Genomic DNA, 13,919 nt, shown 5'->3' with positions numbered 1-13,919 from the left:
CGTTTCAGAATGAGGCTCGCAGGCGGCGCAGACAGATGAGGCTGCAGGCCAGTTCGAGCAGACCCTGGTGAAGGTCGGCGCGTCGCTCGTAGCGGATGCGGAGTCGCTTGAATTGGTGCAGCCAGGCGAACGCGCGCTCGACCACCCAGCGGACCTTGCCCAGTCCAGAGCCGTGAGCGACGCCGCGTCGGGCGATCATGGGCTTGATGCCCCGCTTCCACAACAGGCGGCGGTACTTGTCGAAGTCGTAGCCCCGGTCCGCGTAAAGGTGCCGGGGCTTACGGCGGGGCCGTCCTCGCAGGCCCCGGATCGGTGGGACCGAGTCCAGCAGCGGCATGAGCTGGGTGACGTCATGGCTGTTGCCGCCGGTGAGTGTGACGGCGAGTGGGGTCCCGTGGCGGTCGACGATCAGATGGTGCTTGGAGCCGGCACGAGCGCGGTCGACGGGTGATGGGCCGACGTGGTCCCCCCTTTGAGGGCCCGGACGTGCGACCCGTCCACGGCACAGTCGCCCAGGTCCAGCAGATCGGCGCTCCGCAGCTCGGCCAGTAGAGCCGCGTGTAGACGCGGCCAGACGCCGGCCTCGGTCCAGTCCCGCAGTCGGCGCCACGCCGTCACCCCGGAGCAGCCCACGGTCTCCGTCGGGACGTCACGCCATGCGACGCCAGTCCGCAGCACGTACAAGACGCCAGCGAGGGCCACCCGGTCGGGAACACGCAGTCGCCCGGGATAGCGGTAACTGCGCTCGGGAGTACGCGGCAACAGCGGAGCCACCCGCTCCCACAGGTCGTCCGGAACAAGATCAGCACGCACTCGGACACCCTGCCCACCGTGACCGCCAACGGCAAGACCCGCAGCTCGACTTTGTCTCGGAGGGTGTCTGGTGGTGAGTTGGCGGGACGCGAATCGGATCAGCTCAGTTGTGGTGGGACCCAGGCATGGTGCCGAAGGATCATGCGCGTTGCGGCGCGGGAGGGTGTCAGCCGCATCGCCGTGTTCCGCAGGGCGACGGCCAGTGGGTGGGACAGCTGCTGGCCCATCCGCCCGGCCTGCCGCGCGGCCCGCGCGACGGCCTGGCTGCGCGGTCGGCGCTCGGCGTCGTAGCGAGCGAGCGCGGCCTTCACAGTGGCCTCGGTGGCTAGCGCGGCGGCCAGGGTGACTGCGTCCTCCAGCGCCTGGCAGGCACCCTGTCCGAGGTTGGGGGTCATCGCGTGTGCAGCGTCGCCGAGCAGCGCGATCCGGCCGACCGTGTACGAGGGGAGCGGTGTGCGGAGTTCGTTGACGTCGTGGTGCAGCACGGCGGCGGGCCGGGTCGCGTCGAGCAGGGCGGGGATCGGGTCGTGCCAGGTATGGAATCGCCCGCGCAGTTCGTCCAGTGGGTCGGCGAACCGCGTCCCGGCGGGGAGGCTGAGGACGGCGTGCCACTCGGCCCGCCCGTCGGGGAAGGCGATGTGCCCGAACTCGGCGCCGTGCCCCCAGGTCAGCTCGAAGTCGGTGCGCAGGTCGACCGCCTGCTCGGTGATGGCGCGCAGCACCGTCGAGCCGCTGTAGACCGGACCGGGGTGGGCTGGGAAGAGATGACTGCGCACTTTGCTGCCGATGCCGTCGGCCGCGACCACCAGATCGGCTTCCAGGACCGTCTTGCCGTAGCCGACCCGAACCGTCCCAGGGCCGGGCTGCTCGACCGAGTCCGCCTCGGAGCCGATCAGCAGTGCCTCGGCGGGCAGACAGTCGCGAAGCAGTCGGTGCAAGGTGGAGCGGGGGATGCCCATGATCGGTGTGCCCACCGCATTCTCCAGCGCCGAGCCGTCCATCCGGGCCAGCCAACCGCCCTGTGGTGTGCGAGTGCCGCCGTTGTACTGGCCTCGCGAAGCATCCCGTACCGCGTCGCCGACGCCGAGCTCATCCAGTGCCCGCAGGCCGTTGGCGGCCAGCGAGATGCCCGCCCCCGCGTCCTCAAGCATGGAGGCACGCTCGACGACCGTTACTTCCCATCCGATGCGGCGCAGTCCAATCGCGGCCGCCAGCCCGCCGATGCCCCCTCCAACCACCACTGCCGCGTTGCCCATACCGAAGCCCTCACCTTTCTACATCTGTAGAAGGGTGACTCTATCTGAGGCTCTACAGGTGTAGAAAGGAGTCATGGCTTCGGATCGGCGCACCCTCCTCGCGGACGCGGCTCTCGACGTGCTTGCCGACGAGGGAGTCCGCGGCCTGACTCACCGTGCAGTCGACCGCAAAGCGGCCATGCCGCCCGGCACCACGTCGGCCTACTTCCGCACCCGGGCCGCGCTGCTCACCGGACTGGTCACACGCCTGGTCCAACTCGACCAGGCGGAACTGCAAACGATGGCCGAAGAGCTTCCGCCTCTGCGCACCGTCGAGGAACTGGTGGACGGCATGGCGCTGCTCGCCCGACAGCGACTCACCGGCGAGGGCCGCCGCCGTTCGCTGGCTCGCTACGCCTGCGCCGTCGAGAGCGTGCGTGACCGTGAGCTGCGCGAGATCCTCGTACCCCGCGAGAACGCCGGCCGTGATGCTGTCCGGCTGTTCCTCGCCGCGCACGGCGTGACGGACGTCGAGAATCGCAGTCACGTCCTGCTGACCTGTATCGACGGACTCGTCTTCGACCGGCTGGTGAACGGCGGCGAAGTACCGCGCGAGGCCCTCGAAGGCCTGGTCGCCGCCGCCCTACGTTAGGACCCGGGCGTCCAGGTCCCCCTCGAACTGGCCTGCAGCCTCATCTGCCTCCGCCACCCACGCAGTCATTTTGAAACGATCAGTTAGTCAGCTGCCAGTGGGCTCGCGTCAGCTGCTTGATGACCTTGTGGCCCTCCGGGATCCGGCCGGCCAGGCGCTCCTGCTGTGTGAGCGTGATGGGCAGGCCGTAGTGCTCGCACGCGGCCTCGGTCAGCACGATCAGCGGGTCGGCGTCCTTGCCCGGCCCGGACAACTTCGGCTGACCGAGGCGCCCTTCGCGGAGCGTCCACTCCACCAAGGCCGGGATCGACTTGGCCGGTACGTCCAGGACCAGTCCGCCGACGCAATACGCCAGCACCTGGCCGTCTGCAACGTCGACGACCGCGAGCGGACCGTTCTCGAACCGCGGATCGGCGCCGCTTGCCAGGGTGTTTGCGGGGGCAGCCTTCTTCGCGGCCGGACGGCGCGACGCCGGCCTGGTCGGGGCCGCCGGACGCGGTACAGCGGCAGGGGCAGCGGGGCGGAGCGCGGTGTTCGCAGCCTCCGCAGCCGGGCCTGCGGGTGCGGTGCGGGCTTGCGCCGGTTCAACTGCCGATGGCGCAGGAGCGGCCGCAACGGCAGGCGTCTCGGGAACCGCCGTGTCCTCAGAAGACACCGGAGCGTTGGGGGGGTAGAGCTGGGCGAGCTGCTTGAGCATGCGGGCGTAGGCATCGCGCTCCGGCGGCCGCGGCTCGGTCTTACCGGCCTCCCAGCCGCTGACCGTTGCCCGCCGCACCTGCAGCGCGGCGGCCACCTCGTCCAGCGTCAGGCCGTGCGCTTGGCGCAGCCGCTTGCGCTCCGCCGGGGGCGGCAACGGGGAGCGGGACGCGATGAGCGCGTCGACCGCATCGAACAGCTCGGACATGCAGCACCTCCTGTCCCGCAACCCTAACGTGAAGCGCACATTTCGCGTACCAAACGCGTACGGGTGGCGTAAATGGCGGTTGGGGTAATAAATCTCGAGCCTGAGACAGCATGAGCTGCCATGAGATAAAGCCCCACGACAGCGATCCCACCCATCAACCTCTCACCCCCATGACAGCGACCCACCCACCCACAAACACCCCCTGACCAGCCCCGCAACACCCCACCCCAGAACGTCGCCACCGACTCTCACCACCACCGACACCAAACCGAGAGATCACATACAAGGAACTACCCCCTGGTCTGCTCTTCTACGACATGCCGCAGCCGTCGGGGGCACAGCCCGACCACGCTCTCCCCGGCGCGAGGGTCTGGACAGTCCCCCGGAACATCGTCACCGTGGAGACGATCAACTGCCTTGCGGCGCGGGCCCGTCGGTGCCGGCGGCGAGCGGCGTGCGCGAGGGTCCGTACACGGTCCGCACTCCAGGGAGCCCCCATGCCCGACACCACCGTCCTGCCCGCTCGCCCGCTCGGCCCCACCGGGATGCGGCTGTCCCGCATCGGCCTGGGCACCTGGGCCATGGGTGGGCAGGGGCCCCGGATGTCCTGGGGGCCGCAGGACGACGAGGAGTCCGTGCGGACGATCGTGTATGCGGTCGAGCAGGGGATCAACTGGCTCGACACCGCGCCGGTCTACGGGCTGGGGCACGCCGAGGAGGTGGTGGGTGCGGCGCTGCGGCGCCTGTCCCCGTCCGAGCGGCCGTACGTCTTCACCAAGTGCGGTCTGCGCTGGGACGAGCGGGCACAGGTGACCCGGCGGGGGGCTGCCGCCTCGCTCCGCCACGAGGTGGAGCAGTCGCTGCGCCGGCTCGGCGTCGAGCGGATCGACCTGTACCAGATGCACTGGCCTGCCGAGGACGGGACCGCGATCGAGGAGTACTGGGGCACTCTGCTCGCTCTGCGGGACGCGGGGTTGGTGCGGGAGGTGGGCCTGTCGAACCACACGACGGCCGAGCTGGAGCGGGCCGCGGCGGTCGAGGCGCCGGCGTCCGTGCAGCCGGCGCTGTCCGCGCTCGTACGGGACGCCGCCGCCGACGTGATCCCGTGGTGCCGGGAGCGGGGCGTGGGCGTCGTGGTGCACAGCCCCATGCGTCAGGGGCTGCTGTCCGGCGCTTTCGACGCCGCCCGGGTGCGGGCGCTGCCCGCCGACGACTGGCGCCGTGCGAACGCGGCGTTCTCGGACGACTCCCTCGCGCAGGCCCGGCCCGTCGTGACGGCGCTCGGCGCCGTGGCACGGGAACTGGGGGTGTCGACGGCGGCCGCGGCGGTCGCGTGGGCGCTTGCCGTGCCGGGGGTGACCGGGGCGATCGTGGGCGCGCGGGACCGCCGGCAGTTGGACGGCTGGCTGCCGGCCGCGCACGTCGGCGGGCTGGCCCCGGACGCCATGGCACATGTGGCGCAGGCCACGCGCGCGGCCGGTGCGGGCAGCGGTCCGCTTGTGGCGTAGATGCCCAGCTCACCGCGTTCCAGCGGCATTTGGGACGCTGTGCGCTGCCCGAGGCGTTCTGGAACGCGGGTGATCTCGCCCCTATAGTGCTGGCGCGGGCGGTCCTTCGTTACCGCTCCGCCGACCGTGGACTCGTATATCGCGAGGAGGTGTTCCCATGACCGTGAACTCCGCAGTCAACAGCGCCGTCAACTCCTGACCCGCATGCTCCGCATCCGAGCACGTCTCGGCTGATGTTCAGCGCGAACGTGTGAGCGCGGTGCCCCCGCGGACAGCCGCGCTCGCACGTCCCTCATGGTCCTCGCCGACCGGCTGACGCGGGACCGGTCCCGACGTCGAAGGTGGTGCCTCCTGACCCCCCTCAGCTACGGCCAGTTGTCCGTCCTGCGCAGCATCGAGCACATCCCCCGGCATGAGTGGTCGTCGGCGAACATCGCCCGCTGGCTGCCGCTCAGGCCGGGCGTCACCCTCGAGGAGATCCGCGCCGCCATCGAACTCCTGCCCCGGCGGCACGAGTCGCTGCGCACCGTGTACCGGCTGCCGGTGGACGCCACCCCGACCCAGCGCATCGAGGAACGCGCCACCGGTGTGGTCGAGTCGGCGGAGATCGAGGGCACGGACGAGGCGGCGTCGGCGCTCGTCGACGCGTCCCGGGAGCGCCCCTTCACGCTGGAGGACGACTTCGGGTGGCGGGCGACGATCGCCACCACCGGCGGGCTGCCCCGGGGCATCGCCCTGTGTGTCCACCACATCGCGGCCGACGGCTGGGCGCAGGACCTCATCGAGCGGGACCTGTCCCCCGTGCTCGCCGCGCCGCGGCCCGGCCCGCAGGCCGCCGGGTACGACACCGTCGGCGGCCCGCTCGCCCTGGCCGTGGAACAGCGTTCGGACGCCTGGCGGGAGCAGCGGCTCGCGGCGCGCCGCTTCCACGGCGAGGTGCTGCGCAGCGGGCTCCTCGCGCCGGCGCCCCTGGCTCCGGGCGAGCGTCTGCGGGAGCTGCCGCCGCGCTACGACGGTGAACTGCCCCTGGACCATCTCGCCGCGGCACTGGCCGAACGGGCCCGCGGGCTCCGGCTGTTCCCCCAGGCGCTGCTGCTCACCGCGGCCGCTCTGACCACGGCGGTGTGCTTCGGCGAGCTGTCCGCCGCGTGGTGGTTGATGACCTCGAACCGGTTCAACCCGCGGTGGAGCGATCTGGTCACCTCCATGAACCAGGTCGTGCCGATGCACGCCGACCTTGCGGCGGACGCCACGGTGGCGGACCTGGCCCAGCGCCTCCAGGCGTCCAGCGCCGACGCGCTGCGCTACGGCTGCTACGACGTGGACGAGATCAACGCCCTCTCCCGGGAAATCATCGGCGGGCTGCCGCTGTGGCGGTACATGTTCAACTACGCCGTGGGCGGCGCGATCTCGGGTCCACCGGACGGTGGTCACCCGGACGACATCCCGTACGCGCGGCCGCGCACCTCGACCTGCCGCCGGTCGGCGGCGGCCGCCTGCTACTTCGTCGTCTCCGACGAGCCCCACCTGATCCTGCGGTACTGCACCACGCTGGCGGACGCCGACGAGCCGCAGGTCGCCGCGCTGCTGCGGACGTACGAGACCCTGCTGCGGCAGGTCCTGCTCCGGCCGGAACTGCCGGTGCGGCGCCTGCTCGACACGGTCGGGGACGGCCTCGTCGGGGGCGGCCCCGCGGATCCGGCGGGTGACCGGTGAGCGCCGGAGGGCGGGCCGTGGCGGGCCCGGAGTTCCTGCGCTGGCTGCCGTCGCTGCGGGCCGATCCGGTCCTGGACCCGGGTGAGGTGACGCTGCTCTGCGTCCCCTACGCGGGGGGCAGCGCGTCCCTCTACCGCCCGTGGCGGGCCGCCGCGCCCGCCGGTATCCGCGTGGTCCCGGTCCAGCCGCCGGGCCGGATGGAGCGGTTACGGGAGGAACCGCTGCGCTCCGCCGAGGCCCTCGCCGAAGGGCTCGGCCGGGCGGTGCTGGACAGCGGCGTCCGCCGGTACGCCCTGTTCGGGATCAGTCTCGGCGCGCTGGTGGCGTACGAGACGGCCCACTGGCTGACCGCGGCCGGGCTGCCGCCGGAGCACCTCGTCGTCGCCTCCAGCCCGGGGCCCGCGCTGCCGCGGCCCGCCCAGGGCGCGGTGCATCTGGGGCCGGACGAGCAACTGGTCGATGTGCTCGCCGAGTTGGGGGTCACCCCGCCGGAGCTGCTGGCCCACCAGGAGATGCGGGGGCTGCTGCTGCCGGTACTGCGGGCCGACTTCGCGGTGACGGAGACGTACGTCCACCGCCCGCGGGCGGCCCTGCACGCCCCGGTGACCGTGGTCCACGGCGCGCAGGACCGGTACGTGGGCGACGAGGCCGCCCGGGCCTGGCGGCGGGAGACACGCGGGGCCTTCCAGGTGCGGCGGCTCGCCGCCGGGCACTTCGTGCTGCCCGAGCGGTCGGCCGAGGTCCTGGAGCTGGTGCGGGCCGCCCTGGCCGCACCGGTGGGGGCGCCTGCTCAGGAGTAGGCACGCGCCTGGGTCCGGTACAGCTCGCGGTAGCGTCCGTGCTCGTCGCGCATGAGCTCATCGTGGGTGCCGGTCTGGGCGATGCCGTGCCGGTCGACGACCACGACCAGGTCCGCGGTCCGGGTCAGGGCCAGCCGGTGCGAGGCGAACACGGTGATGCCGTCGCCCTCCCGGGCCGCCGCCCGCGCCGCGGCGATCTGCCGGGACAGCAGATCGTCCTCGGCCAGCGGGTCGACGGCCGCGGTCGGCTCGTCGAGGGCCAGCAGCAGCGGCGCGGTCCGCATCCGGGACCGGGCCAGAGCCATGCGCTGCCACTGGCCGCCGGACAGTCCCCGCCCGCCGTCGAGGGAGGCGCCGAGCGGGGTGTCTAGTCCGTCGGGCAGGGTCCGCACCACCTCGGCGGCGCCGCCGAGGGTCATCGCCTCGGTCACGGCGCGCTCGTCGTCGCGGCGCGGCAGGTCGCCGATGCCGATCGTGGTGCGAGCTGTGAACTCGAATGGGGTCGCGTCCTGGAAGCAGGCGGACAGCCGCCGCTGCCACTGCCGTGGGTCCCAGTCGGCGAGGTCGGTGCCGTCGACGGTGATCCGGCCCTCGGTGGGCCGGTACAGGCCGCACAGCAGCTTGATCAGGGTGCTCTTGCCCGCGCCGTTGAGCCCCACCAGCGCGACAGCCGCTCCGGCCGGCAGATGCAGGTCCACCCCGCGCAGGGCCCAGTCGTCGGAGCCGGGGTAGCGGAAGCCCACCCCGTGCAGGGTGATCCCCTCGCGCAGCGCGGCCACGGGCACCTCGGCCCCCCGGTCGTACCGGGCGGCGAGGCGGGCCGCCCGGTCCTCCAGGCGCAGCAGCCGGCGCATCGCGGAGAGGGTCTGCTGGAGGAACGCGTGGAAGGCGACGGCCTCCAGGACCTGGACGTTGATCAGCGTGACCATGCCGATGACGAGGACCACCTGTCCGGGCGTGGCGCCGCCGTGCTGGAACTGGCGGACCACGACGGCGAGAGCGGCCGTGTAGCCGAGGGCGAAGCCGAGCGCGGCCAGGGTCGTGCCGAGCAGATTGCGCCGTACGACGTCGACGACGTCGTCGTCGGCGCGGCGCGCGAGGTCACCGTGGCGGCGACGCAGATGCGGGCCGAGGGCGAACAGTCGCAGTTCTTTCGCGGCGGGGACGGAGACCGCGGTGCCGTAGAGGTGCCGGGCCAGTCGGCTGTCGGCCGCGGTACGCTCCAGGGCCTGTTCGTGCAGGCGGGCACCGCGCCGGGAGACGAGCAGCGCGGGGACGGCGAGCAATGGGGTGAGCAACAGCCAGGCGTTGGTGAGGGCGAGGACGGTGGCGGTGGCGGCGGCGCGGACGGCGGCGCCGGTCGTCAGGGCGATGGCGTCGGCGCCCTCGGAGAGCTGGACGCGCTGTCCGCGCAGCGCCTCCAGCTGGTCCAGGATCTCCGGGTCCTCGAGGTCCTCGATGCGGGGCAGGCCGCGGACGAGGTCCATCTGCCGCAGGTCGAGCAGGGCCGAGGTGCGTTCGATCATCCGGGTCGCCGCCTCGCTGGTGTACGAGGTGGTGCCCGCGGACACCGCGGCGGTGACGGCGATGCCCGCGGCGCCGGTGAGCAGAGCCGTGGTGCGTCCGTCGAGGGCCGCGTCGACGACGAGGCTGGTGAGGTAGGCGATGACGACGCCGAGGCTGGGGCGCAGTCCGAAGAAGAGGAACGTGGTGACGGTGTTGCGGCGGTCGGCCTGCCAGGACAGGCGCAGCGTCGCCCGGAGGGCACGCGCGGCGCCCACCTGCGAGTCGGTGGTCACGGGTGGCTTTCCTCTCCGGTGCGGTCCTTGGTGAAGCGGTCCGACTGGACGGTGAACATGCGGGCGTAGGCGCCGCCGCGCGCCATCAGCTCGCAGTGGCTGCCCGATTCGGCGACCGTGCCGTCGACGAGGACGACGATCCGGTCGGCCCGGCGAACGGTGGAGAAGCGGTGGGAGACGATCAGGACGGTGCTGTCGGCGGCCGCGGTGAGCAGGGTGTCGTAGAGGCCGGCCTCGCCGCGCACGTCGAGGGCCGAGGTGGGTTCGTCCAGGATGAGGAGCTGGGCGCCACAGTGCAGCGCCCACAGCGCACGGGCGAGCGCGACCCGTTGCCACTGGCCGCCGGACAGATCGGTGCCGTCGAACTCGCGGCCGAGGACGGTGTCCCAGCCCTCGGGCAAGCCGGCCGCGACCTCGGCCAAGCCCGCGCCGGCCACGGCCCGGTCGAAGCCGGGCGGGTCGGCGGGCGCGTCGACGGCCCCGAGGAGGACGTTGTCCCGCAGTGGCAGTCCCCAGCGCAGCCAGTCCTGGAAGAGGGCGGCGCAGCGCGGCTGCCAGCGGCGGACGCCGAGCTCGCGCAAGTCGGTGCCGTCGACGAGGATACGGCCCTCGGTCGGTTCGTACAGGCCGGTGAGGAGTTTGACGAGGGTGGTCTTGCCGGCGCCATTGGCACCGACGAGAGCGGTGGACGATCCCGCCGGGATCACCAGGTCGAGGCCGCGCAGCACCCAGCGGTCGCTGCCCGGGTAGCGGAAGCCCACGCCTTCGCACGTGATGGTGTGGTTCAGCCGCAAGGGCTCCGCTGGTGTCGCGGTGGCGTCGCGGCCGGTGCCGAGGTGCCGTTCCAGGGCGGTGACCGCGCGCAGGGTCTCGCCGGCGCGGGCGATGCTCAGCAGTCCGGGGCCGCGCAGGTGCAGGGCGAGGATGCCGGTGGCGGCGACGGCGTACGTGGTGAACTGGCCCGGGCTGATGCGGTGGTCGCGCACGTCGAGGGCGAGCAGGACGAAGGTGAGGCCCTGGGCGGCGAGCGCGGCGGCGCCGGTGAGCAGGTCGGCGCGGACGCCGCCGCCGCGGGCGCCGCGCAGCCGGTGGGCGGCCCGTTCCCGCTCGGCGCGGTACAGGCCGGTGAGCCAGTCGCCGAGCCCGAAGAGGCGTACGTCCTTGGCTGCGGTGGGCCGTACCACCAGCTCCTGGAGGTACCGGGCACGCCGCAGCCCCTCCGGGGCGCGTTCCGACGCGGTCAGAGAGCGCTGGTAAGTCCGGGACACCACGACCATGGTGGTGCCGTACGCCGCGATCAGCAGCAGGGCGAGCCACCATCGGTAGCCCGTGAGGAGCAGGGCGCCGGCCACGGCGCCGAGCCGGAGGACGGCCAGTTCGGTGGCGCCGACGACAGCGTCCAGGAGGGATGCCTCGGCGCGCCGGGCGTCGACGGTGGCGAGAAGGTCGCGTACGCCGGGTTCCTCGACGCGGGCGAGGGAGGCGGGGCGTTGCAGGGCCGCCATCACCCGGTCGGAGACGGCGCGGTCCAGGCGCCGCCCGGTGTGCTCGGCGAGGGCGACGGCGACCGGGGTGAGGGACTGCAGCAGGAAGAAGAGCAGTCCGAGCAGACCCACGGGGACGGCGACGGTGGTTCCGGTGGCGCCGTCGGCGAGGCGCGCAACCAGGGCGCCGGAGGTGAGGGCGAGGGCGGCGGGGACGCACGCGGCGACGGCGACGGCGCCGACCAGCAGGGTCAGCCCGTGCGGGTCGGTGCGGGCGGCGGCGCGCAGGAGCAGCGCGACGGGGGCATTGCGGGGTCGGCCGGGGTGCGGGTGGGACACGGGCGTTCGCCTCCGGTACGGGGTCAGCGCGCGGCGAGCACGGTGGTGCCCGCGGGCCGGTGCGAGGTCACGGCGTTCAGGGCGGCGTGGGGCAGTCGGCCGTCGACGACGTGCGCGCGGGCTACGCCGCCGTTCAGCGCGCTCAGGCACGCCTCGGCCTTGGGGCGCATGCCGTCGGTCATCTCCAGCGCCATGAGCTCTAATTGACTCGTCGTCAGTTCGCTGATGAGGGTCGGCCGATGGGGCCAGTCGGCGCAGATGCCGGGCACGTCGGTGAGCAGTACCAGGCTGCGCGCGCCCACGGCCACGGCCACGGCGGCGGCCGTCGCGTCCGCGTTGACGTTGAGGACGGCGCCGTCTTCGGCGACGGCCAGCGAGGAGACGACGGGGATGCGGTCGTCGGCGAGCAGGGTGGCGAGCAGACCGGTGTCGACGGCGGTGACGTCCCCGACCTGTCCCAGGTCCGCGCCGCCGCGCCGGCGCGCCGACATCAGCCGGGCGTCCTCCCCGGACAGACCCACGGCGTAGGGTCCGTGGCGGTTGACGGCGCCGATCAGCTCGCGCTGGAGGCGGCCGGTGAGCACCATGCGGACGACGTCCAGGACCTCCGGGGAGGTGACCCGTTGGCCGGCCACGAACTCCGCCTCGACGCCCAGGCGCCGCATGACCTGTGTGATTTGCGGGCCGCCGCCGTGGACGACGACCGTGCGCACTCCACGGCGCCGCAGTTCCACCGTGTCGGCCGCGAGCGCCTCGCGTGCGGCGGGGTCGTCCAGCACGGCGCCGCCCGCCTTGATCACGACGTCCGCCGTGGGCACTGGTGCGGGCGACGGACGGTCCGTGACGGCGGGCTCGTCCTCCTGGTGCGTTCCCAGACGCATGCGCATCCTTTCCCGTGACCGAGGTGACGATCAGTCTTGCCTGCCGGGTGGATGTTGTGAAGGGGCCCTCTGGGCACGGGCGTTGGGCGTGAACCCGTGGGCGGGGCTGCCGGGGGCCGGGGCCGTCTGGTGGCGCGGGGAACGCGCGGTTAGGGTGCGCGCATGGCATCGGAGGAGATCCTCGCGCGCGTGTGTTCCGTCTGGGCCGACGTCCTCGACCTACCGGAGGTCGGTCCGGACGACAACTTCTTCCAGCTGGGGGGCCGTTCGCTGACGGCCGTGCAGATCGTGCGGGGGACGCTCGACGCGTTCGCGGTGTCGCTGCCCGTGCAGACCGTGTTCGAGGCGCCCACCCCGCGCGCCTTTGTGGACCGGGTCACGGCCGGCGCCGAGGGAGGCGGGTTCGCCGGACCGGCGGCGCGGACCGCGGACACGGCACCGCTGTCGTGGCAGCAGGAGTGGCAGTACCGCCTGGAACAGGCCGTGTCCGGCAGCAACATCTACTCCTCGTTCGTCCGGTTCGAGCTGCGCGGCCCGGTCGACCGGGCCGCGTTCGACGGGGCGTGGCTGGACGTGGTGGAGCGCCACGCGGTGCTGCGCACCCGCTACCGGGTCGTCGGGGGTGCCGTGGAGCAGGTGGTGGACGGTGACGCCCACTACGACCTCGAGGAGCACGATCTGAGCGCCTGGGACGAGGCCACGCGCGGGCTCCAGCACCGCAAGGTGCACGAGGAGTTCACCCGCCGCGGCTACGACCTGGCGCGGGACGCGGGCCTGCGGGTGCAGCTGGTACTGCTGGAGCCGGACCGGGCGCAGGTGGTGGTGTCCGTGCACCACATCAACTTCGACGGATGGTCCCGGGACATTCTGCTCGCCGGGTTCGTCGCCGCCTATCGCGCCAGGCTGGGCCTCGGTGAGGCCCCCGCCGCGCCGCAGGCGCAGTACGCCGATTTCGCCCGCTGGCAGCGGATGCGCCTCTCGGAGGCGGCCGAGGACCATCTGCGGTTCTGGCGCGACGCGGTGGGGCCGGGGGCGCCGCGGCTGTGCCCGCGGGAGGAGAGTGCGCGGGCGACGTATCTGTCGGCCCGTCATGAGCTGGCGCTGCCGGCCGAGAGCGCACGGGGCCTGATCCGGCTCGCGCAGGAGGAGGGGACGACTCCGTTCGCGGCCTGCCTGGCGGTGTTCGGCGCGGTCCTGGCGGACCGGCTGGGTGTCGCGCGGCTCCCGGTGGCCACGATCACCGCCAACCGGACCTGGGCGGCGACGAACGACGTCATCGGGATGTTCCTGACCATCCTGCCGGTGGCCTTCGAGCTGGACGGCCGCGCGGACGTACGGGAGGCGGTGCGGCGTACGGGCGCGTCGGTGGTGCGGACCATGAGTCACCAGGAGTACCCGCTGGAGCACGCCTATCTGACGCAGGAGCCGGTGGCGACCCGCGCACTGGTGGAGGGGCTGCGGTACGGCATCGCCCTGCATCCGGCGTTGCGGCCCGAGCGCGAGCTGGTGCCGGGCCTGGGCCTGCTGCAACTGCCGCCGCGCCTGGAGACGGGCCCAGGCGACGAGGCGGACGAGGTCGATCCATCGACGTTCGACGTCACGCTGGAGCTGCGCGAGTCGCCGGACGGCATCGTGGGCCACCTCACCCACCAGGTCGACGCCGTGCCGCACGCCGAAGCGGCCGCGCTGGTGCGGTCCTTCGCCGCGCTGGCGACGCTCGCGCAGCGCGACCCGTGCGCGGTGTTGGCCGATCTGGCGGCCCGGGCGCGGTCGGCCGCCGACGACTGA

Annotated in this window: 10 protein-coding genes and 1 pseudogene; 5 read left to right on the top strand and 6 right to left on the bottom strand. The window is 73.1% G+C overall.

Translation table 11 applies throughout. The annotated features are described in order from the left end of the window. Positions 1 to 4 precede the first annotated feature (4 nt). A protein-coding gene (locus tag ACIBVL_RS33615) for an IS5 family transposase (protein WP_399103214.1) occupies positions 5 to 813 on the bottom strand; the annotation gives its coding sequence in 2 pieces (ribosomal slippage) (positions 5 to 474 and positions 474 to 813; 810 coding nt in all). 98 nt (positions 814 to 911) lie between these two features. Further along, positions 912 to 2,069 (bottom strand): FAD-dependent monooxygenase, encoded by a 1,158-nt coding sequence (locus ACIBVL_RS33610; protein WP_399103211.1) that lies wholly within the window; start codon positions 2,067 to 2,069, stop codon positions 912 to 914. Between the two features lie 73 nt (positions 2,070 to 2,142). Between ACIBVL_RS33610 and ACIBVL_RS33605 the strand changes: the two genes are divergently transcribed. Next, positions 2,143 to 2,700 carry a TetR/AcrR family transcriptional regulator gene (locus ACIBVL_RS33605; RefSeq protein ID WP_399103209.1) on the top strand — a complete coding sequence of 186 codons (558 nt, stop codon included), beginning with the start codon at positions 2,143 to 2,145 and terminating at the stop codon, positions 2,698 to 2,700. Between the two features lie 85 nt (positions 2,701 to 2,785). On the opposite strand, the pseudogene ACIBVL_RS33600 reads toward ACIBVL_RS33605, so the two are convergent. Next, positions 2,786 to 3,604, bottom strand: a pseudogene (locus ACIBVL_RS33600) (helix-turn-helix domain-containing protein); the annotation flags it as partial. Between the two features lie 497 nt (positions 3,605 to 4,101). On the opposite strand from ACIBVL_RS33600, the gene ACIBVL_RS33595 reads away from it, so the two are divergent. The 3 genes from ACIBVL_RS33595 to ACIBVL_RS33585 all read left to right on the top strand — a co-directional run bounded on the left by ACIBVL_RS33595 (position 4,102) and on the right by ACIBVL_RS33585 (position 7,628). Continuing rightward, positions 4,102 to 5,112: an aldo/keto reductase gene (locus ACIBVL_RS33595; RefSeq protein ID WP_399103207.1), complete on the top strand. Its 1,011-nt coding sequence runs from the start codon at positions 4,102 to 4,104 to the stop codon at positions 5,110 to 5,112. Positions 5,113 to 5,406: 294 nt separating this feature from the next. Further along, a complete protein-coding gene (locus ACIBVL_RS33590; protein ID WP_399103204.1) occupies positions 5,407 to 6,828 on the top strand; it encodes a condensation domain-containing protein in 1,422 nt (473 codons plus the stop codon). Continuing rightward, positions 6,825 to 7,628, top strand: a complete 804-nt coding sequence (locus tag ACIBVL_RS33585; protein ID WP_399103202.1) for a thioesterase II family protein — start codon at positions 6,825 to 6,827, stop codon at positions 7,626 to 7,628. Before ACIBVL_RS33590 ends, ACIBVL_RS33585 begins: the two co-directional genes overlap by 4 nt. Here the strand turns inward: ACIBVL_RS33585 and ACIBVL_RS33580 are convergent. The 3 genes from ACIBVL_RS33580 to argB are packed head-to-tail and all read right to left on the bottom strand — an operon-like array spanning position 7,619 to position 12,131. After that, complete coding sequence (locus ACIBVL_RS33580) at positions 7,619 to 9,427, bottom strand: ABC transporter ATP-binding protein (protein WP_399103200.1); 1,809 nt, start codon at positions 9,425 to 9,427, stop codon at positions 7,619 to 7,621. The two genes, ACIBVL_RS33585 and ACIBVL_RS33580, sit on opposite strands and share 10 nt — an antisense overlap. Further along, positions 9,424 to 11,250: an ABC transporter ATP-binding protein gene (locus tag ACIBVL_RS33575; protein WP_399103198.1), complete on the bottom strand. Its 1,827-nt coding sequence runs from the start codon at positions 11,248 to 11,250 to the stop codon at positions 9,424 to 9,426. The genes ACIBVL_RS33580 and ACIBVL_RS33575 overlap by 4 nt, the downstream gene beginning before the upstream one ends. Before the next feature lie 23 nt (positions 11,251 to 11,273). Continuing rightward, positions 11,274 to 12,131, bottom strand: a complete 858-nt coding sequence (gene argB / locus ACIBVL_RS33570; protein WP_399103196.1) for an acetylglutamate kinase — start codon at positions 12,129 to 12,131, stop codon at positions 11,274 to 11,276. A 162-nt stretch (positions 12,132 to 12,293) separates the two neighbouring features. Here argB and ACIBVL_RS33565 point away from each other — a divergent pair, with 162 nt between their 5' ends. Beyond that, entirely contained in the window at positions 12,294 to 13,919 is a 1,626-nt protein-coding gene (locus tag ACIBVL_RS33565; RefSeq protein ID WP_399103193.1) for a condensation domain-containing protein, read from the top strand.

The sequence above is a fragment of the Streptomyces sp. NPDC049687 genome (assembly GCF_044465285.1).
Lineage (GTDB): Bacteria > Actinomycetota > Actinomycetes > Streptomycetales > Streptomycetaceae > Streptomyces.
Note: the sequence above shows the minus strand (reverse complement) of the source record. Positions and strands in the feature narration are given on the sequence as shown.

Coding starts and splice junctions, on each gene's coding strand:
- argB (WP_399103196.1), bottom strand. CDS start 12,131: ATGCGTCTGGGAACGCACCAGGAGGACGAGCCCGCCGTCACGGACCGT.
- ACIBVL_RS33605 (WP_399103209.1), top strand. CDS start 2,143: ATGGCTTCGGATCGGCGCACCCTCCTCGCGGACGCGGCTCTCGACGTG.
- ACIBVL_RS33610 (WP_399103211.1), bottom strand. CDS start 2,069: ATGGGCAACGCGGCAGTGGTGGTTGGAGGGGGCATCGGCGGGCTGGCG.
- ACIBVL_RS33595 (WP_399103207.1), top strand. CDS start 4,102: ATGCCCGACACCACCGTCCTGCCCGCTCGCCCGCTCGGCCCCACCGGG.
- ACIBVL_RS33565 (WP_399103193.1), top strand. CDS start 12,294: ATGGCATCGGAGGAGATCCTCGCGCGCGTGTGTTCCGTCTGGGCCGAC.
- ACIBVL_RS33590 (WP_399103204.1), top strand. CDS start 5,407: ATGGTCCTCGCCGACCGGCTGACGCGGGACCGGTCCCGACGTCGAAGG.